Origin of the sequence: Pseudomonas sp. Irchel s3b2 (assembly GCF_900187445.1) — a bacterium.
Classification (GTDB): Bacteria; Pseudomonadota; Gammaproteobacteria; order Pseudomonadales; family Pseudomonadaceae; genus Aquipseudomonas.
Window position 1 is genome coordinate 316,134 of sequence record NZ_FYEB01000001.1, and the last position, 22,851, is coordinate 338,984.

Sequence of the window (22,851 nt, forward strand, 5' to 3'; positions counted from 1 at the left end):
CTTCGTGGCTTCATGCTCGTCGACCTAAAAAAGGGAGAAGTGCCATGCAGTTGGAGTTTCATCAGGTTGATGCGTTCAGTGATCGTCCATTCAGTGGTAACCCGGCGATGGTGTACCGGCTCGATGCCTGGCTCGACGATGAGTTGATGCAAAAAATCGCCGCCGAACACAACCTCGCCGAAACCGCATTTCTGGTACGTGAGGGTGCCGTCTGGCACATCCGCTGGTTTACCCCGACCACCGAAGTCCCGTTATGCGGCCATGCGACCCTGGCCAGCGCCTATGTTCTGTTTGAAATCTATAAGGAGCCGGTCGAACGGCTGGACTTCACCTGCAAGTCCGGCCCGCTGAGTGTCAGTCGTGAGGGCGAGCGCTTGTGGCTGGATTTCCCGGCCATCGTGCCAACAGAAGTGGGCGTGACCCTGGATGTCGAGCGCGCCTTGGGTGTGAAAACAGTCGACGTGTTGGGTTCGAAAGAATTGTTCGTGGTGCTGGAGTCCGAGCAAGCGGTGCTCGATTGTCAGCCGGACATGGTTGCGCTGGCAAAACTGCCGTGGCTGGGCGCCATTGTGACGGCCAAGGGCAACAAGCATGATTTTGTGTCGCGATACTTTGCCCCGGCAATCGGCATCAACGAAGACCCGGTGACTGGGTCGACCCATTGCAGCCTGATTCCGTATTGGTCGGAGCGCTTGAGCAAGTCGAGTTTGACGGCTTATCAGTGTTCGGCGCGGGGCGGGGAGTTGTTCTGCCAGCTGGAAGGGGATCGAGTGAGTATTGGCGGGAATGCGACGCTGGTCGCAAGTGGCAGATTATTGCTCGGATGATTTTTTTTGTAGGAACGAGCGGTGCGGCGATCCGACTTGCCCGCGAAGGCGTATTTTCAGTCGACATCATTGTTGACTGACACGACGCCTTCGCGGGCAAGCCTCGCTCCTACAGATTCTGGTGTCAGCTGGCGGTGCTGTACCGCCGGACACCGGATTCGATCACCGGAATCTGCGCCGCCGTGCTGCCGTTCGCCTGGAACAGCACCAGGTGTTCAGCCGCCACCCGAATGCCGACTTCAGCACCGACCAGATGATCGGCATGACTCGGGAAAATCGACTCCAGCTGTGCGCCCGTAGGCAGCTGCAATCGGTACAGGGTTGATGCCCCCTGGAAGCTCTTGCCGACAATCTGCGCCCTCAGTGGGCTGTCCGGCGCATAGACGATGTCGTCCGGGCGTAGCAACACGTCCACGGCACAACCGATTGGCCAGGTGTAGGCACGGTTGCCGCGCAATTCACCCAACTCGGTCTGCACCGACTCCGGGCTGCTCAACTGGCCGCGAATGAAGTAACCCTGACCAATGAAACTGGCCACGAACGGCGTCAGTGGTTCGTGATAGAGGTTGTAGGGCGTGTCCCACTGCTCCAGGCGACCTTCCTTGAAAACGCCCACGTGGTCGCTGACCGCGAAGGCTTCTTCCTGATCGTGGGTCACCAGGATCGCACTGGTGCCACGAGCCTTGAGAATGTCGCGTACCTCATGACTGAGCTTGCGTCGTAATTCGCCGTCGAGGTTGGAGAATGGTTCATCGAGCAACAGCAGTTGCGGTTCCGGCGCCAGGGCACGGGCCAAAGCCACACGTTGCTGCTGGCCACCGGACAGTTCGTGGGGGAAACGCTTGCCGAGGTTTTTCAGGTTGACCAGCTCGAGCAGTTCTTCGGTGATGCGATCCTTTTGCGGGTGCTTGCGGATCCCGAAGGCGATGTTCTCGGCCACGCTCAAATGCGGAAACAGTGCGTAATCCTGGAACACCATGCCGATCCGGCGTTTCTCCGGGGCGAGGGTGAAGCCGGCGCTGGAGATGGTCTCGCCCGCCAGCTGGATTTCACCTTCATGCACCGGTTCGAAACCGGCAATCGCCCGCAGGGTGGTGGTTTTGCCGCAGCCTGAAGACCCTAGCAGGCAACCGATATCGCCGGCATTCAAATGCAGGTTGAGATTCTGCACGACCCGCTGATTTTGATAACCGCACGCCAGGTTGCGCAGGTTCAGCAGTAAGGTCTGGCTCATGCGTGGTGGTACGAAGGCGGGACGAGGAATTCGAGCAAGGCCTTTTGTGCGTGAAGACGGTTTTCGGCTTGATCCCAGGCCACCGAGCGCGAATCATCGAGCAGATCCAGGCTGATTTCCTCGCCACGGTGGGCCGGCAGGCAATGCATGAACAGCACGTCTGGCGCGGCCAGGTCGAGCAGGGCACGGTTGACCTGGAAGGGTGCGAACAGCTTCAGGCGCTTGGCGGTTTCCTCTTCCTGGCCCATGGAGGTCCAGACGTCGGTGCTTACCAGGTGCGCGCCGCGCACAGCTTCCTGTGGATCGCGGACGATGGTCACCCGATCGCCGGCTTTAGCTACGAACTCTGGGTTTGGCTCGTAACCTTCCGGGCAGGCTATACGCAACTGGAAGTCGAACTGGATCGCCGCTTCTATATAGCTGTTGCACATGTTGTTGCCATCGCCGATCCAGGCCACGGTCTTGCCTTGAATCGAACCCCGGTGTTCGAGGAAGGTTTGCATATCGGCCAGCAACTGGCACGGGTGCAGGTCATCGGACAGGCCGTTGATCACCGGCACGCGGGAGTTGGCGGCGAATTCGGTCAGGGTGCTGTGGGCAAAGGTGCGGATCATCACCGCATCGAGCATGCTCGACATGACGATGGCGCAGTCGCCGATCGGCTCGCCGCGGCCCAATTGGGTATCGCGTGGCGACAGGAAGATTGCCTGGCCACCGAGCTGGATCATACCGGCCTCGAACGAGATACGGGTGCGGGTCGAGGACTTCTCGAAAATCATCCCCAGGACGCGGTTCTTCAAAGGCTCGAACAGTACGCCGCGGTTACGCAGGTCCTTGAGCTCAACGCCTCGACGGATCACGCTGACCAGCTCTTCGGGCGTGCAATCCATCAGGGAGAGAAAGTGCCTTGCGCTCATCATTGACTACCTTTTTGCAACAGACCGCAGATACTCAAAGCCTTGTTTAACTGAAAAACGGGCGAGACCTGCGGCGTAAGCCGCACGGGGCGACGAAATAGGGGAAGGCGCGATATTGACATTAAATGTCGCGTTTTTCCAATGGGCTACGGTGTTTAGAGGATTTCAGAGAGGCTACGGGTGACCGCAGTAGCGCTTTTGAAGCCTGTTTCCTGACAGCAGCTGATCATTTGTACACCGGGCTCGCCGGGCTTGGCAATCAAACAGGGCGCGGGCGTTATGCTGGCGGTCGGTTTTTGATCGGGAATGTGTGTTGTCCGAAACATTTGCTAATGCAAGGTGCTGGGTTATAACTAGGATTCGAGCGATGCAGGAGCCCCTGGAATGGAATCGAAAGAACAGCTGTTAATGGAACTGCTCGGCCTCACGGCACGTTCTCTGACCCACCTCACTGCTTCCATGACCTCGATGTCTTTCGAGTTGTTGCGCAGTGAAGACGAAGTCACCAAGGCGGCCGGCCGGCGCATGATCGACCGCATGGCCACCATCAGCGGCGGACTCGACGAGCATTGGCGCCTGATCGGCGAGCTCACCGGCGTGCATGTTGCCCATGAGCAGATCGAAACCATCGAGGAGATCCAGTTGCAGGCGCCGCCGGGTCTGCCGTCGAGCTGATTCCTTGCTGCCATCGGCTGGCCTGATGGTCGCCAATTCACAAGACGAACGTCGCTGGCAAAGGGGCGAGTCGCGCGCCATAGTTTTGTTCCCGCGGCCGATATTGCCCGCCCAGAACAAAACAGAGACTGGCCATGACCAAGACTCTCCATCACCGTGCGTGCCATCTGTGTGAAGCTATCTGCGGTTTGACCATCGAAACCACCGAGGTCGACGGCAGCGGCATTCAGATCACCTCGATCAAGGGTGATCCTCAGGACACCTTCAGCCGCGGGCATATCTGTCCCAAAGCGGTTGCCCTGCAAGACATTCAGAACGATCCGGATCGCCTGCGTCAGCCGATGCTGCGAGTGGGCAGCGAATGGCAGCCTATCGAGTGGGAAGATGCTTTCAGTCTTGTGGCCGAACGCCTGGCGGCGATTCAGGAACGTCACGGGCAGAACGCGGTGGCGGTTTATCAGGGCAACCCCAGTGTGCATAACTACGGGTTGATGACCCACAGCAATTACTTCCTAGGCCTGTTGAAAACCCGTAACCGGTTTTCTGCGACCTCGGTCGATCAGTTGCCCCACCACCTGACCAGTCATTTGATGTACGGCCATGGCTTGCTGTTGCCGATCCCGGACATCGATCACACCGATTTCATGCTGATCCTGGGTGGCAATCCACTGGCCTCCAACGGCAGCATCATGACCGTGCCGGATGTAGAGAAGCGCCTCAAGGCGATTCAGGCCCGGGGCGGCAAAGTGGTGGTGGTCGATCCGCGTCGCAGCGAAACGGCGGCGATTGCCGATCAGCATCTGTTCGTGCGCCCCGGTGGTGATGCGGCGCTGTTGTTCGGGCTGCTCAATACGTTGTTCGCTGAAGGCCTGACCCGCGACATTCATTTGCCGGTCGATGGCCTGGATGAGGTGCGTGAGGCAATCACAGGTTTCACCGCCGAGGCCATGAGCCCGCTTTGCGCGGTGCCCGCCGAGCAAATCCGCCAACTGGCGCGGGACTTCGCGGCAGCGCCGACGGCGGTCTGCTACGGCCGCATGGGTGTCTCGACCCAGGCCTTCGGCACCTTGTGTCATTGGCTGGTGCAACTGATCAATCTGGTGTCCGGCAACCTTGATCGTGTCGGTGGTGCGTTATGCACCGAGCCGGCGGTGGACCTGGTGGCGTCTACTTCGGGCGGCCATTTCAATCTATGGCAAAGCCGCGTGTCCGGGCGCCCTGAATACAGTGGCGAGTTGCCGGTGTCGGCGTTGGCCGAAGAGATGCTCACCGAAGGGGAAGGGCAGGTTCGCGCGCTGATCACCGTGGCGGGTAATCCGGTGCTGTCCACGCCTAATGGCCGACAACTGGAACAGGCGCTGGACGGGTTGGAGTTCATGGTCAGCATTGACCTGTACATCAATGAAACCACGCGTTATGCCGACCTGATTCTGCCGTCGACTTCGGCACTGGAAAACGATCATTACGACACCACGTTCAACATGTTCGCGGTGCGCAACGTCAGCCGCTTCAACCGGGCGATTCTCCCCAAGCCCGAAGGCGCGCTGCATGACTGGGAAATCTTCGTGGGGCTGGCCAAGGCCTTTGCGGCGAAGACCGGCAAGGAATTGAAGCCGACTATCGCGCCAGCGCAGATGATCGACCGAGGGCTGCGGATGGGTCTGTATGGCGATGCTTCGGAACATAAGTTGTCGCTGGCCACCTTGTTCGATCACCCTCACGGTATCGATCTTGGGGCGCTCAAGCCCAACCTGGCGCCACGCCTGAAAACGGCCAATCAGCGAGTCCAGGCTGCGCCTGTCGAGATCCTCGCCGACCTGGCGCGCTTCGCGGCCTTACAAGCCCCGGCCGCTGACGAGTTGTTGATGATCGGTCGTCGGCATGTGCGCAGCAACAATTCATGGATGCACAACTATCACCGTCTAGTGAAGGGCAAACCGCGCCATCAACTGCTGATGCACCCGGATGACCTGGCCAGCCGCGGGCTCAGCGATGGGCAACGGGTACGCGTCAGTTCGCGGGTCGGCGTGATCGAGGTTGAAGTGGTTGCCAGCCTGGATATGATGAAAGGTGTGGTCAGCCTTCCTCACGGTTGGGGTCATGCGCGACCGGGTGTGCAGATGACGATTGCCAGTGGCCAGCCGGGTTCCAGCGCCAATGACCTGACTGACGAATGTCAGCTCGATGAGTTGTCGGGCAATGCGGCGTTGAACGGCGTGCCGGTGACCGTGGCGGCGGCGTGAACATGACTGTCGGGGAGGCCGAGCATGGCGCTCGGGTTTCCGTTACAATGCGCCACCGTGCCGACCACTGAGTCGGAAAGTTCAGCCGAGGTGCTCCATGGATATCATCGAAACGATTAAAGAGCAGATTGCCAACAACACCATTCTGCTTTACATGAAAGGCTCGCCGAATGCCCCACAGTGTGGCTTTTCCGCGAAAGCCGCTCAGGCTGTAATGGCCTGTGGCGAAAAGTTTGCCTATGTGGACATCCTGCAGAACCCGGAAATCCGCGCCAACCTGCCAAAGTACGCCAACTGGCCAACTTTCCCGCAACTGTGGGTTGGTGGTGAGCTGGTCGGCGGTAGCGACATCATGACTGAGATGGCCGCTGACGGTTCGTTGCAGGCGACGATCAAAGCCGCTGTTGAAGCTGCTGCTGCCAACAAGACCGATGCCTGATTCGGTACCTGTTGTAGGAGCGAGGCTTGCCCGCGAAGAACGATAACGCGATTTATCAGTAACACCGCGTTATCGTTCTTCGCGGGCAAGTCGGATCGCCGCCCGCTCGCTCCTACAAGAGCGTATTTCGTCCCGAATAGGTGTAAACCATATTCAGGACGAGACAGTGGACATAAAAAAGCCCCGCCTCTTTAAAAGAGAGCGGGGCTTTTTATTGCATCGCGATTAGCGGCGTAGCATTTACTCTTCGCCCATCTGCGATTGCAGATAGTTCTCAAGACCGACTTTATCGATCAGGCCCAGTTGGGTTTCCAGCCAGTCGATATGTTCTTCTTCGGATTCAAGAATGTCTTCGAGCAGTTCACGGCTACCGAAGTCGCCGACGCTTTCGCAGTGAGCGATAGCGACTTTCAGGTCGGCATGGCCGTCGCGTTCGATCTTCAGGTCGCACTCAAGCATTTCCTTGGTGTGTTCGCCAATGTTCAGCTTGCCCAGGTCCTGGACGTTCGGCAGGCCTTCAAGGAACAGAATGCGCTTGATCAGCTTGTCCGCGTGCTTCATCTCGTCGATGGATTCGTGGTACTCGTGCTTGCCGAGCTTGTTCAGGCCCCAATCTTCATACATGCGTGCATGCAAAAAGTATTGATTGATCGCGACCAGTTCATTGGCAAGGATCTTGTTGAGATGCTGGATGACTGTGATGTCGCCTTTCATGATGGGGTCCTGCCCTGTATTAGCTGTCTATGAGGCAGAGTTTGAGCCGCGTAACTAAGGGTGTCAAACCTAAGTTATTGAAACTTAAATGAAAATTAATCGGAATAAGAATGTTTTTGTTCCGCGTCTGGCATCTAAGCGATTGATTTTCAGACATAAAAAAACCGGACATCAAGTCCGGTTCTTTGAAATACGGTAGTTATGCGGCGGTAAATTCTACGGGGTAGGGGATCGCCGCTTGGGCCGATTGCACTTTTCCCAAGGTATCACGAACCACTTCCTTGGCAAGGCAGGCGCATTTACCGCACTGGCTGGCTACGCCAGTAGCCTGACGGACTTCCTTATAGCTGCAGCAACCTTCATAGATTGCATCGCGGATTTGACCGTCGGTGACGCCGGTGCAGAGGCAGACATACATAAGTAAAAACCGTCGCTGGTTGTGACTCAATTGCGATGGATCTTAATGTTAACGAGAATGATTGTCAAAGTGGTTTCTGAAAGCTTTTCGTCATAAGGGGCTGTGACTGACGAACGGCCTCTTTTCATACCTTCCATAAGGAAAATATAGCAGCGGCCTTTTTACCGGCCAGCAAAAAACCGTAAGGACAGGCCAAAAACGCGGTGTATGATGGTCGGCCTTTTGCGAAGGGGGATCGTGTCACAGGGCTGTCGCCTGAGGGTGGCAGGCTGATACGAACCCTGTACTTCACGTTATTACACCAGGAGATATCCAATGAGCGTACTCGTAGGCAAACAAGCCCCTGACTTCACCGTACCGGCCGTACTCGGCAATGGCGAAATCGTAGACAGCTTCACGCTGTCCTCGGCCATCAAAGGCAAATACGGCCTGGTGTTCTTCTACCCACTGGACTTCACCTTCGTTTGCCCGTCCGAGCTGATCGCTCTGGACAACCGCATGTCTGACTTCAAGGCACGCAACGTGGAAGTGGTAGCCGTTTCGATCGACTCGCACTTCACCCACAACGCCTGGCGCAACACCCCGGTCAACAATGGTGGCATCGGCGAAGTTCGCTACACCATGGCGGCCGACCTGAAGCACGAAATCGCCAAGGCCTACGACGTTGAGTCCGAAGGCGGCGTGGCTTTCCGTGGCGCGTTCCTGATCGACGACAAAGGCGTTGTCCGCTCGCAGATCATCAACGACCTGCCGCTGGGCCGTAACATCGAAGAGCTGATTCGTCTGGTCGACGCTCTGCAATTCCACGAAGAGCACGGCGAAGTTTGCCCTGCCAACTGGAAAAAAGGCGACAAAGGCATGACCGCTTCCACCGAAGGTGTTGCGGCTTACCTGACCGAGAACGCTGCTGCGCTGTAAGGCGCGTTCGAGGTATAAAAAACCGGCCGTCGAGGCCAATGCCGATCAGTTAAGCTTCCTTGCTTGACCTTTAGCCGCAAGAAATCAAAATCCGATGCCTGAACAGGCATCGGATTTTTTTATGCGTCTGGCTTGGGCACTGGAACTGACTTGGCAGGCTCGTCCTTCCCCGATCCAGGCACCTAATGGCCGCCGTTTCCTTTTCTGCTTCAGGCTAGCCTTTCGACGGATTTTTAATTCAAACGATAAATATATATCGCCATTGCCGTAGTTTAATTTGATTCAATGAGGGTTCAACAACTCATTGAGCAAGGATAAAAAATGGCTATTAGGTATACCCCTTTTCAAGCAAGTGGCTCGCCGTTGCTGCCTCCTAATCAAATGATGTCGGCAGGACAGTACCTTATGTCCGAAAATGGACGATTTCGATTGGTGTCACAAGCTGACGGAAATTTGGTTCTCACGGATCATGGCACTGTAGTTTGGGTTGCAGACGCTAATCAGATCTATAGTAAAACTTCATATACAAAAAGAATGAATCAGCGACTGCAGTTTGTAATCAGCAATAGTGGCTTTCTATACGATCCTTCCAGAAGGCGTCTATGGATTGCTGAAAGCACTCATAGCACTGATAAATCACTCTGGTACAACACCTGTATGGTTATTCAAGATGACGGTAATCTGGTCATTTACGATAGGCGCACGGGAAATCTGTGCTGGGCTCGCTTTGGGTTCGTCCCTGGTCGTACTTCAAAACCAAAGGAAAGACTAGTCAGAGTACTTCCGGATGGTAAACAGATTTATGAATGGAAATTTTCATTAGGCCCACTCTAGCCATGGTTGATTACTTACATGCTTAAGAGCTTTTGAAGACTGGTGGTGGCTGTAAGCAATCAGGATCGTACGAGTTCATCTCGCATTTATAAGCTAATTCAGGGCCGTATCCTCCGGGAAATAGTTGGCCCCTTGCACAGCTAGAAAGTATTATCAATATGACTATTGCTGCTAGCGCTTTCATAAGCTCTCCGGTTTTTTAAGAGCATATGATTATAGATCAAGCGCCATCTATCATTTTGTTCTGATTTATTTGTGGGACGTTTCTTAAGTATCGTCGAAGCGTGTAGGATCGCGAAAGCGTCTCATGCTTGATAAAAAACGCGGCACGCTGTTCACCTGTGGTGAGGGAGCAAGCTCCCTCACCACAGGTTAGTAACAGATCAATCGTTGTAGTCTTCCCAGCCGCCCATTTGTTTCCAGCGATTGACGATGCCGCAGAACAGGTCAGCCGTCTTCTCGGTGTCGTAGCGGGCCGAGTGGGCCTCGCGACCGTCGAAGTCGATATCCGCTGCCTGGCAGGCCTTGGCCAATACGGTTTGACCGTAGGCCAGACCGGCGAGAGTTGCGGTGTCGAAGCTGGAGAAGGGGTGAAACGGGTTGCGTTTCATGTCCAGGCGCGCGACAGCGGCGTTGAGGAAGCCCAGGTCGAAGCTGCTGTTATGCCCGACCAGAATCGCCCGTTTGCAACCGTTGGCCTTCAGAGCCTTGCGCACACCGCGGAAGATATCGGTCAGGGCCGCTTCTTCACTCACGGCCATGCGCAGCGGGTGATCAAGCTTGATCCCGGTGAACTCCAGGGCTGCCGCTTCGATGTTCGCGCCTTCGAACGGTTCGACCCGGAAGAAATAGGTGTGCTCAGGGTACACAAAGCCTTTTTCATCCATGCCGATCACGGTGGCGGCGATTTCCAGCAGGGCATCGGTGGCCGAGTTGAAGCCACCGGTTTCTACGTCGACAACGACCGGCAGGTAACCACGGAACCTGGCTGCCATTGGATGGCGAGAACCGCCTCCGCCGCCATTACCGTCCTGTTCGTCGTCGAAATGGTCTTCACTCACGCGTGTTCCTCCAGCAGGCGCCAGCGCAGTTTTTCACCGGCGCGCAGCGGGATTACGGTCAGCTCGCCAAACGGCAGGCTGGTTGGGGCGGTCCACTCATCGCGGACCAGGGTAATGCGATCGGTGTTCGCCGGCAGGCCATAGAAACGCGGGCCATTGAGGCTGGCGAAAGCTTCGAGCTTGTCCAGCGCGTTGCGCTGTTCGAAGGCTTCGGCATACATCTCGATCGCGGCATAGGCGGTGTAGCAACCAGCACAACCGCAAGCCGCTTCTTTGGCGTGCTGGGCATGGGGCGCGGAGTCGGTGCCGAGGAAGAACTTGTCGCTGCCACTGGTGGCAGCGTCGAGCAAGGCTTCCTGATGGGTATTGCGCTTGAGGATCGGCAGGCAATAGAAGTGCGGCCGAATCCCGCCCACCAGCATGTGGTTGCGGTTGTACAGCAGGTGATGCGCGGTGATGGTTGCGCCGACGTTGGCCGAAGCCGCGTTGACGAACTGCACGGCGTCGGCGGTGGTGATGTGTTCGAACACCACTTTGAGGGTCGGGAAACGCTCGACCACCCGGCGCATGTGCTCATCGATGAAGATTTTTTCGCGATCGAAAACGTCGACATCGCCCCGGGTGACTTCACCGTGAACCAACAAGGGCATCCCGACGTCGGCCATGGCCTCCAGTGCAGGGAAAATCTTGTCGATGCTGGTGACGCCAGAATCCGAGTTGGTGGTCGCGCCGGCCGGGTACAGCTTGGCGGCGTAAACGAAACCGCTGGCCTTGGCCTCACGAATTTCTTCGGGCTGGGTGCGGTCGGTCAGGTACAGAACCATCAGCGGTTCGAAACGGCTACCGGCCGGACGCGCGGCGAGAATCCGCTGGCGATAGCCATTGGCTTCAGCCGCGTTGCGCACCGGCGGTACCAGGTTGGGCATGATGATGGCGCGACCAAAGGTGCGCGCGACATCCGCGACGGTATTGGTCAACACAGCACCATCGCGAAGATGAATATGCCAGTCGTCGGGACGCAGCAGGGTCAGGCGGTCGGACATGAGGGGATTCCAGGCGGGTCAAACTCAGGGGAATGCTACCGGAAAAGACTCTTGCAGGCACTCGCTATCAAGTTTTGCAGCAAGCTTCCGATATCCAACAGGTACGCCGTAAATATGTGTGTTGGTCTTTTTGTTGCAGAAGCCAGTGGAGCCTCCCGTGCGCCAGCGTTATTTAGCCTTGCTCAGTGTGTTTGCCAGCCTTCCCGCGATGGCGCTCACTTTCCAGACCCGTCTGGAGAGCATCGAGTGGACGGTCGAAGGTGACAAGTTCGAATGCCGCCTGACTCAACCCATCACCGATTTCGGTTCGGGGGAGTTCGTGCGTCGTGCCGGCGAGCAGGCGACATTTCGTCTGAAGGCCTACAACCCGATGATCGGTGGCGGTTCCGCCACCTTGCTGGCAGCCGCTGCGCCATGGCAGCCGGGACGTGGCGACATCAACCTGGGCTCGGTGCGAATCGGCAGCGGCAACGTGCTGTTCAACAGCTCGCAAGTTCAGGCCGGGCGGCTGATCAACGGTTTGATGGACGGTCGCAGCCCGGTCGTTCGACACTCATCGGGCGACGGTCGGGTATCTGAAGTCCGTCTGCTGCCGGTCAAATTCAGCAAGGCCTACAGTGACTATCAGGGTTGCGTGGCCAAGTTGCTGCCGCAGAATTTCGAGCAAGTGAAGCAATCCGAAGTCGGCTTTCCGGGGGAGGGCATCGATCTCGACACTCAAGCCAAGGCCCATTTGCAGGTGATGCTGGAGTTCATGAAAGCCGATCCGACGGTCAACCACATTGAGCTCGACGGCCATTCCGACAACAGCGGCAACCGCCTGACCAACCGTGAACTGTCACGACGCAGGGCGCTGGCCGTGATGGATTTCTTCAAGGCCAATGGTATCCAGGAATCGCAGATCACCCTGCGTTTCCATGGTGAGCGATATCCTTTGGCGCCGAACAACAACGCCGCCAATCGGGCGAAGAACCGTCGGGTTGCCGTACGGCTTGAACGGGTAGCGCCGACTGAGAAACCGGCGTCTCAAGCCACTGCTTCTGCGGGCAGCACGACGACGTCCTGAGCCTGCTGATATCGTCGCTCACTCGACATAATCTGTCGCTTCGTCGTCATAAGCTGTCGCGCCTCTGTAAATTATCCTGCATGAGCGGTAGACTTGACGGCTTTCCGTAGAACCCCGTGGAGTGATGGCATGGCGGACGTAAACAAGGTCGTTCTGGCGTATTCCGGCGGCCTGGACACTTCGGTGATCCTCAAGTGGCTGCAGGATACTTATAACTGTGAAGTAGTGACCTTCACCGCTGACCTGGGTCAGGGCGAAGAGGTCGAACCGGCCCGCGCCAAGGCACAGGCCATGGGCGTAAAAGAAATCTACATCGACGATCTGCGCGAAGAATTCGTGCGCGATTTCGTGTTCCCGATGTTCCGCGCCAACACCGTTTACGAAGGCGAGTACCTGCTGGGTACTTCCATCGCTCGTCCGTTGATCGCCAAGCGCTTGATCGAAATCGCCAACGAAACTGGCGCTGATGCCATTTCCCACGGCGCGACCGGCAAGGGCAACGACCAGGTTCGTTTCGAACTGGGCGCCTACGCCTTGAAACCAGGCGTGAAAGTGATCGCTCCGTGGCGCGAATGGGATCTGCTGTCCCGCGAGAAGCTGATGGATTATGCCGAGAAGCACGCGATTCCGATCGAGCGTCACGGCAAGAAAAAATCCCCGTACTCGATGGACGCCAACTTGCTGCACATCTCCTATGAAGGTGGCGTGCTGGAAGACACCTGGACCGAGCACGAAGAAGACATGTGGAAATGGACCGTCTCCCCGGAGAACGCTCCTGACAAACCGCAGTACCTGGAGCTGACCTACCGCAACGGCGACATCGTCGCACTGGACGGTGTCGAAATGACTCCGGCCACCGTGCTGGCGACCTTGAACCGTATCGGCGGCGAACACGGTATCGGCCGTCTCGACATCGTCGAGAACCGTTACGTGGGCATGAAGTCCCGCGGCTGCTACGAAACTCCAGGCGGCACCATCATGCTGCGCGCTCACCGTGCGATCGAATCGATCACCCTGGACCGCGAAGTGGCTCACCTCAAAGACGAGCTGATGCCTAAATACGCCAGCCTGATCTACACCGGTTACTGGTGGAGCCCAGAGCGTCTGATGCTGCAACAGATGATCGACGCTTCCCAGGCTCATGTGAACGGCGTAGTGCGCCTGAAGCTGTACAAGGGCAATGTGATCGTCACTGGCCGCAAGTCCGACGAGTCGTTGTTCGACGCCAACATCGCGACCTTCGAAGAAGATGGCGGCGCCTACAACCAGGCCGATGCGGCGGGCTTCATCAAGCTCAACGCCTTGCGCATGCGTATCGCGGCGAACAAGGGCCGGAAGCTTTTCTGAGACCTTTGAGTCGGTAATGGATGTGTGGCCTTGTTGATGACAAGGCCACACATCTGAAAGGGGGCTGCTGCATATTGAGTTTCGCTTTCTTCTTGTTTCTGCTAACCGTTCCTTCTGCTTCCTGTCCTTGAGCGTGCTTCAAGGGCTGTCTTCTGATGTGCGACAGTTCAATACCTAGCCCATAATCGTCACGCCCTGTGAACTCAAGTTGTAAGAAATACAGAATGTTGCGCTGTTCTGTTTCTTTATTTGTCTCCAATGTTTGAGTGTGTTGTCCTTCAGTAATTTATCCGAGTCGGCACACGTGAGAAATACGATCACTTGTGCAGGGTTATCCGGAGGGTGCTGAATACTCTCCATCAGGGCGCTGAGCGCCATTTTTTTGCGTACCCACCGTGCATCAACGATGTGCAGATCCTTTAGGGAAGCAGGCAGGTGCACATGGTGTGGGCCCGAGCTTTCAGGCGTTACCTTGGGTGGGCTGTTTCCCGAGTGATCAGCGTTGTCCATGACTTTTATGAAATGTTTTCCCTTCTCGAAATCGGAGGGCGCGTAAAGCGACCGATAGTTGAAGTTTAGTGTGATGAAGAAAAGGAAAAGTAAATAAAAGGGGAAGCTGATCAGGAACCAAACATAAAGCTCTCTTTCCTTATCATCGAGAAAGGGGAGAGATACAGCAGCCGAAGTTTCAGATAAGGCTGCAAAAATTGCGATGATTGTCATGGGGTTGGTGATTCTTTTTCTGAGTTTTATCATGTTGTCTGCTCATGAAGTATTGTACTTTCTCGATTGGTTTGTGGGAGGGGTAATAACTGGTTTGTTAGGTTTTTTCTATTGTGTTTAACTATTTTTTTTGCTCTGGTAGCGAAGATTATTATAGTAGCTGTGTTGTTGTAGGGTCGGGTGTGGCTGCTTGTTTATTTTAGATTTGTAAGAAGTGTATTGTTGATGAAGTGTTACGGTGTGTGAGCTTTTCTTGGTTGTTGAGTCAGGTTGCGGAGAATACTGGTAAAAGCCCGTTACTTTTAAGGGTAGCTCAATAGTCGATGTATGTTGGATTATCGGCGTTAAACCTTGGTTTTGTGTTTTTTTGTTGTAAGGCGATACAAAAAAATGTCGGAGCGCTGAACAATGTTGGACCAGTAACATCTCTGGCTCTTCGTGTGGCAATGATTTTTTGTAGGAATAATCCGTGTTGTTTGTAGGCTATGTCTCTCGCTGCGAGTGGCCGGGGGTGACGGCATGCCATGGGTGAAACGACTAGGCTATGGTGCGGGCTCTAAAAATTCGAACAGCGAAAATTGGACTTGCCCATGAATAAAGTGCTGATCGTGGATGATCACCCCGTCATTCGTCTTGCGGTACGTATGCTAATGGAACGTCATGGCTACGAAGTCATTGCAGAAACAGATAATGGTGTGGACGCATTACAACTTGCCCGTGACCTGATGCCGGATATTGTCATTCTGGATATTGGAATACCGAAACTGGATGGGTTGGAAGTTATCGCGCGCCTGACATCAACGGCAATGCCTCTAAAAGTACTGATATTGACTTCCCAGGCGCCAGGACACTTTTCCATGCGCTGCATGCAATCGGGTGCCGCCGGATATGTCTGCAAACAACAGGATCTCACCGAGTTGCTCAGTGCAATAAAAGCCGTGCTGTCAGGTTACAGCTATTTTCCAAATCAGGCTCTGCATACTGTGCGTTCCAGTCTTGGGAACGCCAGTGAAGCTGATATGGTGGATCGTTTGTCCGGGCGAGAGATGATGGTCCTGCAACAGTTGGCCCGAGGAAAGACAAACAAGGAGATCGCCGATGGAATGTTCCTCAGCAATAAAACCGTTAGTACTTACAAGACTCGCCTTCTATTAAAGCTCAATGCTCGCTCACTGGTCGACCTGATCGAATTGGCCCAACGTAATGGCCTGGTATGACGCTGCCAGCGTTTGACGAGGCGCGATGAACGGGCGTTTATCAGGGGTCGGCACTTAGTAAAAAGCCTCCGTTTCGGGAGGCTTTTAAGTGTCACAAGTCAAAATCGTAATCGGCCAATTGCTTCTGCAGTCGGCGCTCCTCCAGCATATTGTCGATGGTGCGACGTTTGCTCAGGTTGGTCTTCGCCACTTCCACTACCGGCTCAGCGTCATCGGCCTCAACGGGAGTGAAGTCGTCTTCTACGTCCAATTGCTCTTTGCCAGTGCTCATAAGGTTAACTCCAGGCTAAGGCTGCCTTTGGCGCTCCTTATATCGACAATTTCCCGGCGGGTAAAAAAGATTTTTTCAATCGATCAATCAAAAAAACTAATAGCGCTCAATCGTCCGAGGTCTTTTGCTTGTATTCGCACAAGTCCTCGATCCTGCAACTGCCACACCGCGGCTTGCGGGCCAGGCACACGTAGCGCCCATGGAGAATCAGCCAGTGGTGAGCGTCGAGCAGATATTCCTTCGGCACGAATTTCATCAGTTTCTGCTCCACCTCGACCACATTTTTGCCCGGAGCAATGCCGGTACGGTTGCTGACCCGGAAAATATGGGTGTCCACAGCCATGGTCAGCTGACGAAAGGCAGTATTGAGCACCACGTTGGCGGTCTTGCGACCGACGCCGGGCAATGCCTCCAGGGCCTCGCGGGTCTGCGGCACTTCACCGCCATGGCGCTCCACCAGCAAGCGACAGGTTTCGATCACGTTTTTCGCTTTGCTGTTGAACAGGCCAATGGTCTTGATGTACTCCGACAGCCCTTCGACGCCCAAGGCATGAATCGCCGCTGGCGTATTGGCCACCGGGAACAGTTTGGCGGTAGCCTTGTTGACGCCGACATCGGTCGACTGCGCCGAGAGAATCACGGCGATCAGCAATTCGAACGCCGAGGAATAGGCCAGTTCGGTCTTCGGTTCAGGGTTTTCTTCGTGAAACCTGCGGAAAATTTCAAGACGTTTTGCGGCATTCATGGGCGATGCGTTTCCTCGAAGGCGGTCAATGTGAGGCCGCTGGGCGGCGGGTCCAGGCCTGATGTGCGGCGATCAACAGTCCCAGCAGAATAAACCCGCCAGGGGCCAGCGTGGCCAGGTGCAGGCCACCGTCGGCGATCAGCGTCCAGCCTTGCCAGTCCGGTTGCGTGGCACCGGCCAGCCAGGACAGATGGCTACCGAGTGTCCCGTTGCCGATGAACTCGCGCAGTAGGCCCAAGCCCACCATCAAGGCGCCGAACAGGCCACACAGACGCAGTCGATCACGCTGTGGGCTCTGAAAAAAACCGTTGTGTTCCAGCACGACGCATTGCAAGGCGATCAACCCTGTGTAGAAACCCAGATGCTGGTGCCATTGAAGCGACCAGGCTTGCGTGGCGAGCTCCGCACAACTGGTCAGCGTGGCGGCCAGCAAGAGGCAGGCAAGCAAATGTGTTGCCGGAATCAGTCGCGAGCGCAAGACGGCCATGCTCACACCGTAAGCGCTGAGCACCAGGGCGAACATCAGCCACAGGCCCAAAGCCGTTATCAATGAATCAGTGACGCCGATCAACGGCGTAAGCATCAGCGAGTTCTGCAGGGTTGATGACTTATTCATGAGCGCTGCTCCCGATCAGCGGTTGCCGGTGTTCATCGAAGTAGCGCAGTGCGTCATGGGTGGTATTGATCACCGCTCTTGAGGTGATGGTCGCGCCAGCGATCTGATCGAACTGCCCTTGGTCCTTTTTCAAGGCCCAGCCATTGTCACTGGGGTCGGTCAGGGATTTACCGGTAAACACCTGAAGCCAGGCATTGGGCCAGTCGGTGAGCTTGCCGCCCAGCCCCGGGGTTTCCGATTGCTTGAGGGTTTTGACCCCCACTAGCTTGCCTTGGGGGTTGATGGCGATCAGCAACTCAATGGAGCCGGCGTAGCCCAATGTCTGGCTACGCAGCAACACAACGCTCGGTTGGCCAGCCTTGGACGCCAGGTAGCCCCCCAACAGTGTGCTGTTGGCCAGGCGAGTGCTTTCGAGACTGAGGGGGTATTCCAGTGGCTGATTGTCGTAGCTGTCGGGCGGTAGCAGATCCAGTAACTGGCGGCTGTCGATCAGGCGTTGTTCGGCGGCAATGCGCGCGGCGCTGGTGTGCTGCACGAGGTAAGTCGCGCCCATCCCCAGGCCCGCCAGCACTACCAGAATCACAACGCTCGTCGCTCGGTTCATGGGGCAACTTGCTCCTGCCTGGACGCGGCAAACCGTTCCAGCGCCGGTACACAGAGGTTCATCAGCAAAACCGCAAAGGCCAGCCCGTCCGGATACCCGCCCCACGTCCGAATCAGGTAAGTCAGTAACCCCACGCCTGCGCCGAACAGTAATCGGGCAGTGGGGCTTTTCGGGCCGGATATCGGTTCCGTCACGATGAAGAAGGCACCCAGCATGCTCGCGCCGGTGAGCAGATGAAACAGTGGCGAGCCATGAGAGTCGGAGCCGGTACCGTTCCAGCACAACAGGCTGATAATGAACAGGCTGGCGAGCATGCCGACCGGCGCATGCCAGCTGAATACCCGCCGCTGCAGCAGAAACGCACCGCCCGCCAGAAAAGCCAGGTTGACCCATTCCACGGCTCGACCGCCAAAACGGCCGAATGCCGGATTGCCGGCGAACAGTTCTTCCATGGTCAGGCTTTTGTTGATTCGCAGACTGTCCAGCGCCGTGGCCTGGGGCCACGCATCGGGGGGCTGACCGAAGCTGAAGCCGAACACCTGTTGCAACCCAGCAAACAAATCCATGCCATGGGACGACGGCCAATGGGTCATTTGCTGGGGAAACATCACCAGAACCAGCGCGAAACCGAGCATCGCCGGATTGAACGGATTCTTGCCAACGCCGCCATACAAGTGCTTGCCGAAAAACAGTCCGAACGCCGCAGCACTGACTGTTAGCCACCACGGGCAATAAGGCGGCAAGGCCAGTGCCAACAGCGTCGCACTGACCAGCGCACTGCCGTCGCTCACCGTCGGTTTTACCGGTTGCTTGCGCAGCTGCAATACCGCCGCTTCTACAGCCAGCGCAGTAGCCGCCGCCAGAATCAGGTTGATCAACACCCCCCAGCCGTTCAACCAGAACAACACCAGCATTCCCGGCACAGTGGCCAGCAATACTAGCTTCATGGCTTGCTGAAGGCGTTCGTCCACCGATTCAAGGGGTGACATAGGCATCCACCTGACGCTCGGCTTCGCTGAGCGCATGTTGCAACGCTTCGATCTGTTCGGCCGGCGCCTCGCTTGTTTGAGCTTTCTTGAGTTCGGCGCGGCGCATGGCCAGCTGGATCTTCGCCCGTTTCAGCTCGGCATCTTTTGCCGGGGCAGGTGGCGCAGAGACTGGCGCTACGCTGCTCTCCAGTCGCGCCAGTGCCTGTTCGGCGGCTGCGAACTGCTGTTGCAGCACGATCAGTTGCGATTGCTGTTCGAAGGTTGGCGGATGCCCGAAAGCCTTGAGCGATTTGTTCAGCTGCGCCCGACTCATCGCCAGATCGACCTTGGCCTTTTTCAGTGCCGCATCGGCATTGGCGGCCTTCTGCGCGCGGACGCGCTCGAGTGCGGCCTGAACCGGGTCGAGCGTCACTTCGCTGGGCAGCACGGAGCGTTGAGCACGAGCCTGGCGTTCGGCGAGCTTCTGTTCTTCTTCGCGATGCAGTCGGGTATTGCGCTGTTCGAAACGGCGTCGCGCGTGATTGCGCTTGGCGGCCCGGGCTTGTTGTTCCTCCAGGCTGAACGCCAGCCCGCCGACAATCGGCAGCACCGTGGCCAGCGGTAACGGATGCATCTCGATGCAATCCACCGGGCAGGGCGCCACGCAGAGGTCGCAACCGGTGCATTCGTCGACGATGACCGTGTGCATGAATTTCGCCGCGCCGACAATGGCGTCGACCGGGCAGGCCTGAATGCACTTGGTGCAGCCGATGCATTCGGCTTCGCGGATGTAAGCGATCTGCGCCGGTGCCGAACCGCGACTGACGTCCAGTTCCAGTACCGGCACTTTCAGCAGGTCGGCCAGGGCTGCGATGGTTTCGCTGCCGCCCGGTGGGCACTTGTTGATCGGCTCGCCGCTGGCGATGCCTTCGGCGTAGGGTTTGCATCCGGGGTGACCACACTTGCCGCATTGGGTCTGCGGCAAGAGGGCATCGATGCGTTGAATCAGACTCATGTTTTGATCAGCCCGCTGAATCCGAGAAAAACCACCGCGATCAATCCGGCGCCGATCAATTCGATCGGCAGGCCGCGAAAGGGCAGGGGGATATCGTTATCGAGTGTGCGCTGGCGCAAGTCGCTGAACAGACTCAGTACCAGCCAGAAACCCAGTCCGGCGCCAAGGCTCAGGGCTATGGCGTGGAAAATTCCCTTGTCGTCCTGAGCGTTGAGCAACGTCAGCCCAAGCACCCCGGCATTCCCCAGCAGCAGGGGCCAGAGGCCATCGAATGCCAGCTTTACAAACAATGCCGAAAGCAGCTTCAGCAGCGGACCAATCAGCAGAACGCTCAGCGGCAGGAACACGAATAGACGCAGCGACGTCAGCCCAAACGGCACCAGTAACCAGTGGTAGAACGCATAGCCGAGTGTGCCGACGATCAGCATCAGACATGTTGTCGCGATGCCCAGCGCGTGGACCTGTGGTCGCTCGCTGCCCAGCACCGGATCGACGCCCAGCAGCCAGTGCAACACGAGGTTGTTGATCAGGGCAGCGCTGATAAGCGTTAAAAGCAGTTCGGTCATGATCGTGCCGGTAAGGACAAGGCTTTCTTAAAGGCTCTCTAAAAAGAGAGTAGGCATTATCCGGCAAGGAAGGAGGGTGGGCCAGACATGAAAATCCCACAGTCGCGCCGGGCACGACTGTGGGATCGGTTTACCGCAGACCTTTACTTGATGCGCTGACCCGGCTTGGCACCGCTGTCAGGGCTCAGCAGGTAGATTTCTTCACCGCCAGGGCCGGCCGCCATCACCATGCCTTCGGAGATCCCGAATTTCATTTTGCGAGGCTTGAGGTTGGCGATCATCATGGTCAGGCGACCATCGAGCTTGGACGGGTCCGGGTAAGCGCTCTTGATACCGGAGAACACGTTGCGTTGCTCGTCACCGATGTCCAGGGTCAGGCGCAGCAGCTTGTCGGCACCTTCCACGGCTTCGGCCTTGACGATCAGCGCAACGCGCAGGTCTACGGCAGCGAAGGTATCGAACTCGATCTCTGGCGACAGAGGATCCTTGGCCAGTTCACCATTGCCGACGGGTGCCGCTTGGCCGGTGTCGGTTGCGCTGGCGGTCAGGTCTTCTTTCGAGGCGTCGGTCATGGCTTGCACTTTTACCGGGTCGATGCGGGTCATCAACGGTTTGAACTCGTTCAGCTGATGGTTGCTGAGCAAGGTGGTGTGGTCGTTCCAGATCAGCGGCGCGACGTTCAGGAACGCCTCGGCATCGGCGGCCAGCAGCGGCAGTACCGGTTTGAGGAAAATCACCAGCTGGCGGAACAGGTTGATGCCCAGGGCGCAAATGGCCTGCACTTCATCCTGCTTGCCTTCCTGTTTGTTCAGCGACCACGGCGCCTTGTCTGCGATCCAGGCATTGGCGCGGTCGGCCAGGCCCATGATTTCGCGCATGGCGCGGGCAAAGTCGCGAGCTTCATAAGCTTCGGCAATGCTTGGCGCTGCGGCCAGGAAGGCATCGGTCAGTTCCGGCGCGGCGTTACCGGCCACCAGCACGCCGGCGTTGCCTTTATGGATGAAACCGGCGCAACGGCTGGCGATGTTGACGACTTTTCCGACCAGGTCGGAATTGACCTTCTGCACGAAGTCTTCGAGGTTCAGGTCCAGGTCGTCGACGCCACGGCTCAGTTTGGCCGCGTAGTAGTAGCGCAGGTATTCCGGCGACAGGTGATCCAGGTAGGTGCGCGCCTTGACGAACGTGCCGCGGGACTTGGACATCTTCTGGCCGTTGACGGTCAGGTAGCCGTGCACGTTGATGCCGGTCGGTTTACGGAAGCCGGCGCCTTCGAGCATCGCTGGCCAGAACAGGGCGTGGAAGTTGACGATGTCCTTGCCGATGAAGTGGTACAGCTCGGCAGTGGAGTCCTTGCCCCAGAATGCGTCGAAGTCCAGTTCCGGACGGCGGGCGCAGAGGTTCTTGAAGCTGGCCATGTAGCCGATTGGCGCATCCAGCCACACGTAGAAATACTTGCCCGGCTCGTCGGGAATCTCGAAGCCGAAGTATGGCGCATCGCGGGAGATGTCCCACTGTTGCAGGCCGGCGTCCAGCCATTCGGCAATCTTGTTGGCCACGGCGTCTTGCAACGTGCCGCTGCGGGTCCAGGTTTGCAGCATTTCCTGGAAGTCCGGCAGTTTGAAGAAAAAGTGCTGGGAATCCTTGAGCACCGGGGTGGCGCCAGAGATTGCCGACTTAGGATCCTTCAGGTCGGTGGGAGCGTAGGTCGCGCCGCATTTTTCGCAGTTGTCGCCGTACTGGTCTTCGGTGCCGCACTTCGGGCAGGTGCCCTTGATGAAGCGATCGGCCAGGAACATTTTCTTTTCCGGGTCGAAGTACTGAGTGATCGAGCGCGTGGCGATGTGCCCGGCGTCGCGCAGCTTCAGGTAGATCTGGCTCGACAGCTCACGGTTTTCTTCGGCGTGAGTGGAGTGAAAATTGTCGAAGTCCACCAGGAACTCGGCAAAGTCGGCGCTGTGTTCAGCCTGGACGTTGGCGATCAGTTGTTCCGGGGTGATGCCTTCCTTTTCCGCGCGCAGCATGATGGCCGAACCGTGGGCGTCGTCGGCGCAGACATAAATGCATTGATTACCGCGATGCTTCTGGAAGCGCACCCACATATCGGTCTGGATGTACTCCAGCATATGGCCGAGGTGGATCGAACCATTGGCATAGGGCAGGGCGCTGGTGACGAGGATCTTGCGTGGCTCGGACATGGGGCTCGGCTACTTGATGAAACGGAGGTCGGCCACTATAAAGCGCTGGGAAATATATTTCACCCCGTGAGGTTGTTTCCTCCGATGATCGAATGGTTGGTGTCGCCAAAAGATCGCAGCCTTCGGCAGCTCCTACAAGTTCGGCGCAATCCCTGTAGGAGCTGCCGAAGGCTGCGATCTTTTCGGCATCCCGCC

The 22,851-nt window shown here is 57.0% G+C and carries 23 protein-coding genes; 8 read left to right on the plus strand and 15 right to left on the minus strand.

All coding sequences use genetic code 11. The annotated features are described in order from the left end of the window. The first annotated feature begins 44 nt into the window (after positions 1 to 44). Positions 45 to 827, plus strand: a complete 783-nt coding sequence (locus tag CKW20_RS01430; RefSeq protein WP_095051345.1) for a PhzF family phenazine biosynthesis protein — start codon at positions 45 to 47, stop codon at positions 825 to 827. A gap of 124 nt (positions 828 to 951) precedes the next feature. Here the strand turns inward: CKW20_RS01430 and CKW20_RS01435 are convergent, their stop codons facing one another. Continuing rightward, positions 952 to 2,061, minus strand: coding sequence for an ABC transporter ATP-binding protein (locus CKW20_RS01435; RefSeq protein ID WP_095051346.1), 1,110 nt, complete (start codon positions 2,059 to 2,061; stop codon positions 952 to 954). Then, a complete protein-coding gene (gene argF, locus CKW20_RS01440) occupies positions 2,058 to 2,978 on the minus strand; it encodes an ornithine carbamoyltransferase (protein ID WP_032830187.1) in 921 nt (306 codons plus the stop codon). The genes CKW20_RS01435 and argF overlap by 4 nt, the downstream gene beginning before the upstream one ends. A gap of 384 nt (positions 2,979 to 3,362) precedes the next feature. Between argF and CKW20_RS01445 the strand changes: the two genes are divergently transcribed. The 3 genes from CKW20_RS01445 (at position 3,363) to grxD (ending at position 6,335) form a co-directional block, all read left to right on the plus strand. Beyond that, positions 3,363 to 3,653: a hypothetical protein gene (locus tag CKW20_RS01445; protein ID WP_095051347.1), complete on the plus strand. Its 291-nt coding sequence runs from the start codon at positions 3,363 to 3,365 to the stop codon at positions 3,651 to 3,653. 134 nt (positions 3,654 to 3,787) lie between these two features. Next, a complete protein-coding gene (locus CKW20_RS01450; protein WP_095051348.1) occupies positions 3,788 to 5,896 on the plus strand; it encodes a molybdopterin oxidoreductase family protein in 2,109 nt (702 codons plus the stop codon). Positions 5,897 to 5,993: 97 nt separating this feature from the next. Continuing rightward, positions 5,994 to 6,335: a Grx4 family monothiol glutaredoxin gene (gene grxD / locus CKW20_RS01455; protein ID WP_007898513.1), complete on the plus strand. Its 342-nt coding sequence runs from the start codon at positions 5,994 to 5,996 to the stop codon at positions 6,333 to 6,335. 240 nt (positions 6,336 to 6,575) lie between these two features. Here grxD and bfr read toward each other — a convergent pair whose 3' ends face one another. After that, on the minus strand, positions 6,576 to 7,049 hold the full coding sequence (gene bfr / locus CKW20_RS01460; RefSeq protein WP_095051349.1) for a bacterioferritin: 474 nt from the start codon (positions 7,047 to 7,049) through the stop codon (positions 6,576 to 6,578). Positions 7,050 to 7,248: 199 nt separating this feature from the next. After that, a complete protein-coding gene (locus tag CKW20_RS01465) occupies positions 7,249 to 7,467 on the minus strand; it encodes a bacterioferritin-associated ferredoxin (protein ID WP_095051350.1) in 219 nt (72 codons plus the stop codon). A 315-nt stretch (positions 7,468 to 7,782) separates the two neighbouring features. Here CKW20_RS01465 and CKW20_RS01470 point away from each other — a divergent pair, with 315 nt between their 5' ends. After that, positions 7,783 to 8,385, plus strand: a complete 603-nt coding sequence (locus CKW20_RS01470; RefSeq protein WP_007898510.1) for a peroxiredoxin — start codon at positions 7,783 to 7,785, stop codon at positions 8,383 to 8,385. A 1,217-nt stretch (positions 8,386 to 9,602) separates the two neighbouring features. Here CKW20_RS01470 and rnt read toward each other — a convergent pair. Next, positions 9,603 to 10,280: a ribonuclease T gene (rnt, locus tag CKW20_RS01480; RefSeq protein WP_007898509.1), complete on the minus strand. Its 678-nt coding sequence runs from the start codon at positions 10,278 to 10,280 to the stop codon at positions 9,603 to 9,605. Then, positions 10,277 to 11,323, minus strand: coding sequence for a dihydroorotase (gene pyrC / locus CKW20_RS01485; protein ID WP_095051352.1), 1,047 nt, complete (start codon positions 11,321 to 11,323; stop codon positions 10,277 to 10,279). Before pyrC ends, rnt begins: the two co-directional genes overlap by 4 nt. Before the next feature lie 157 nt (positions 11,324 to 11,480). On the opposite strand from pyrC, the gene CKW20_RS01490 reads away from it, so the two are divergent. Continuing rightward, positions 11,481 to 12,389 (plus strand): OmpA family protein, encoded by a 909-nt coding sequence (locus CKW20_RS01490; RefSeq protein WP_095051353.1) that lies wholly within the window; start codon positions 11,481 to 11,483, stop codon positions 12,387 to 12,389. 129 nt (positions 12,390 to 12,518) lie between these two features. Then, entirely contained in the window at positions 12,519 to 13,736 is a 1,218-nt protein-coding gene (locus tag CKW20_RS01495; protein WP_017738284.1) for an argininosuccinate synthase, read from the plus strand. A gap of 174 nt (positions 13,737 to 13,910) precedes the next feature. Here the strand turns inward: CKW20_RS01495 and CKW20_RS01500 are convergent, their stop codons facing one another. Continuing rightward, positions 13,911 to 14,492: a hypothetical protein gene (locus CKW20_RS01500; protein ID WP_095051354.1), complete on the minus strand. Its 582-nt coding sequence runs from the start codon at positions 14,490 to 14,492 to the stop codon at positions 13,911 to 13,913. A gap of 557 nt (positions 14,493 to 15,049) precedes the next feature. On the opposite strand from CKW20_RS01500, the gene CKW20_RS01505 reads away from it, so the two are divergent. After that, positions 15,050 to 15,676, plus strand: a complete 627-nt coding sequence (locus tag CKW20_RS01505; RefSeq protein ID WP_008069501.1) for a response regulator transcription factor — start codon at positions 15,050 to 15,052, stop codon at positions 15,674 to 15,676. A gap of 91 nt (positions 15,677 to 15,767) precedes the next feature. Here the strand turns inward: CKW20_RS01505 and CKW20_RS01510 are convergent, their stop codons facing one another. The 8 genes from CKW20_RS01510 to metG all read right to left on the minus strand — a co-directional run bounded on the left by CKW20_RS01510 (position 15,768) and on the right by metG (position 22,656). Beyond that, complete coding sequence (locus CKW20_RS01510) at positions 15,768 to 15,947, minus strand: PA3496 family putative envelope integrity protein (protein ID WP_030128194.1); 180 nt, start codon at positions 15,945 to 15,947, stop codon at positions 15,768 to 15,770. A gap of 106 nt (positions 15,948 to 16,053) precedes the next feature. Beyond that, entirely contained in the window at positions 16,054 to 16,692 is a 639-nt protein-coding gene (nth, locus tag CKW20_RS01515; RefSeq protein WP_095051355.1) for an endonuclease III, read from the minus strand. Between the two features lie 25 nt (positions 16,693 to 16,717). Next, entirely contained in the window at positions 16,718 to 17,308 is a 591-nt protein-coding gene (locus CKW20_RS01520; protein WP_141228903.1) for an Rnf-Nqr domain containing protein, read from the minus strand. Further along, entirely contained in the window at positions 17,301 to 17,912 is a 612-nt protein-coding gene (locus tag CKW20_RS01525; protein ID WP_095051356.1) for an RnfABCDGE type electron transport complex subunit G, read from the minus strand. Before CKW20_RS01525 ends, CKW20_RS01520 begins: the two co-directional genes overlap by 8 nt. Beyond that, a complete protein-coding gene (locus CKW20_RS01530) occupies positions 17,909 to 18,901 on the minus strand; it encodes an RnfABCDGE type electron transport complex subunit D (protein WP_095051357.1) in 993 nt (330 codons plus the stop codon). Before CKW20_RS01530 ends, CKW20_RS01525 begins: the two co-directional genes overlap by 4 nt. Next, positions 18,888 to 19,895: an electron transport complex subunit RsxB gene (gene rsxB, locus CKW20_RS01535; RefSeq protein WP_095051358.1), complete on the minus strand. Its 1,008-nt coding sequence runs from the start codon at positions 19,893 to 19,895 to the stop codon at positions 18,888 to 18,890. Before rsxB ends, CKW20_RS01530 begins: the two co-directional genes overlap by 14 nt. Beyond that, complete coding sequence (locus CKW20_RS01540; RefSeq protein WP_095051359.1) at positions 19,892 to 20,461, minus strand: Rnf-Nqr domain containing protein; 570 nt, start codon at positions 20,459 to 20,461, stop codon at positions 19,892 to 19,894. Before CKW20_RS01540 ends, rsxB begins: the two co-directional genes overlap by 4 nt. Positions 20,462 to 20,604: 143 nt before the next feature. Further along, positions 20,605 to 22,656: a methionine--tRNA ligase gene (gene metG, locus CKW20_RS01545; protein ID WP_095051360.1), complete on the minus strand. Its 2,052-nt coding sequence runs from the start codon at positions 22,654 to 22,656 to the stop codon at positions 20,605 to 20,607. Positions 22,657 to 22,851 lie beyond the last annotated feature (195 nt).

Bases quoted from the DNA above. Each gene is read 5' to 3' on its own strand.
- CKW20_RS01430 (WP_095051345.1), top strand. From the start codon at position 45: ATGCAGTTGGAGTTTCATCAGGTTGATGCGTTCAGTGATCGTCCATTC.
- CKW20_RS01435 (WP_095051346.1), bottom strand. From the start codon at position 2,061: ATGAGCCAGACCTTACTGCTGAACCTGCGCAACCTGGCGTGCGGTTAT.
- argF (WP_032830187.1), bottom strand. From the start codon at position 2,978: ATGAGCGCAAGGCACTTTCTCTCCCTGATGGATTGCACGCCCGAAGAG.
- CKW20_RS01445 (WP_095051347.1), top strand. From the start codon at position 3,363: ATGGAATCGAAAGAACAGCTGTTAATGGAACTGCTCGGCCTCACGGCA.
- CKW20_RS01450 (WP_095051348.1), top strand. From the start codon at position 3,788: ATGACCAAGACTCTCCATCACCGTGCGTGCCATCTGTGTGAAGCTATC.
- grxD (WP_007898513.1), top strand. From the start codon at position 5,994: ATGGATATCATCGAAACGATTAAAGAGCAGATTGCCAACAACACCATT.
- bfr (WP_095051349.1), bottom strand. From the start codon at position 7,049: ATGAAAGGCGACATCACAGTCATCCAGCATCTCAACAAGATCCTTGCC.
- CKW20_RS01465 (WP_095051350.1), bottom strand. From the start codon at position 7,467: ATGTATGTCTGCCTCTGCACCGGCGTCACCGACGGTCAAATCCGCGAT.
- CKW20_RS01470 (WP_007898510.1), top strand. From the start codon at position 7,783: ATGAGCGTACTCGTAGGCAAACAAGCCCCTGACTTCACCGTACCGGCC.
- pyrC (WP_095051352.1), bottom strand. From the start codon at position 11,323: ATGTCCGACCGCCTGACCCTGCTGCGTCCCGACGACTGGCATATTCAT.
- CKW20_RS01495 (WP_017738284.1), top strand. From the start codon at position 12,519: ATGGCGGACGTAAACAAGGTCGTTCTGGCGTATTCCGGCGGCCTGGAC.
- CKW20_RS01500 (WP_095051354.1), bottom strand. From the start codon at position 14,492: ATGATAAAACTCAGAAAAAGAATCACCAACCCCATGACAATCATCGCA.
- CKW20_RS01505 (WP_008069501.1), top strand. From the start codon at position 15,050: ATGAATAAAGTGCTGATCGTGGATGATCACCCCGTCATTCGTCTTGCG.
- CKW20_RS01510 (WP_030128194.1), bottom strand. From the start codon at position 15,947: ATGAGCACTGGCAAAGAGCAATTGGACGTAGAAGACGACTTCACTCCC.
- nth (WP_095051355.1), bottom strand. From the start codon at position 16,692: ATGAATGCCGCAAAACGTCTTGAAATTTTCCGCAGGTTTCACGAAGAA.
- CKW20_RS01520 (WP_141228903.1), bottom strand. From the start codon at position 17,308: ATGAATAAGTCATCAACCCTGCAGAACTCGCTGATGCTTACGCCGTTG.
- CKW20_RS01525 (WP_095051356.1), bottom strand. From the start codon at position 17,912: ATGAACCGAGCGACGAGCGTTGTGATTCTGGTAGTGCTGGCGGGCCTG.
- CKW20_RS01530 (WP_095051357.1), bottom strand. From the start codon at position 18,901: ATGTCACCCCTTGAATCGGTGGACGAACGCCTTCAGCAAGCCATGAAG.
- rsxB (WP_095051358.1), bottom strand. From the start codon at position 19,895: ATGAGTCTGATTCAACGCATCGATGCCCTCTTGCCGCAGACCCAATGC.
- CKW20_RS01540 (WP_095051359.1), bottom strand. From the start codon at position 20,461: ATGACCGAACTGCTTTTAACGCTTATCAGCGCTGCCCTGATCAACAAC.
- metG (WP_095051360.1), bottom strand. From the start codon at position 22,656: ATGTCCGAGCCACGCAAGATCCTCGTCACCAGCGCCCTGCCCTATGCC.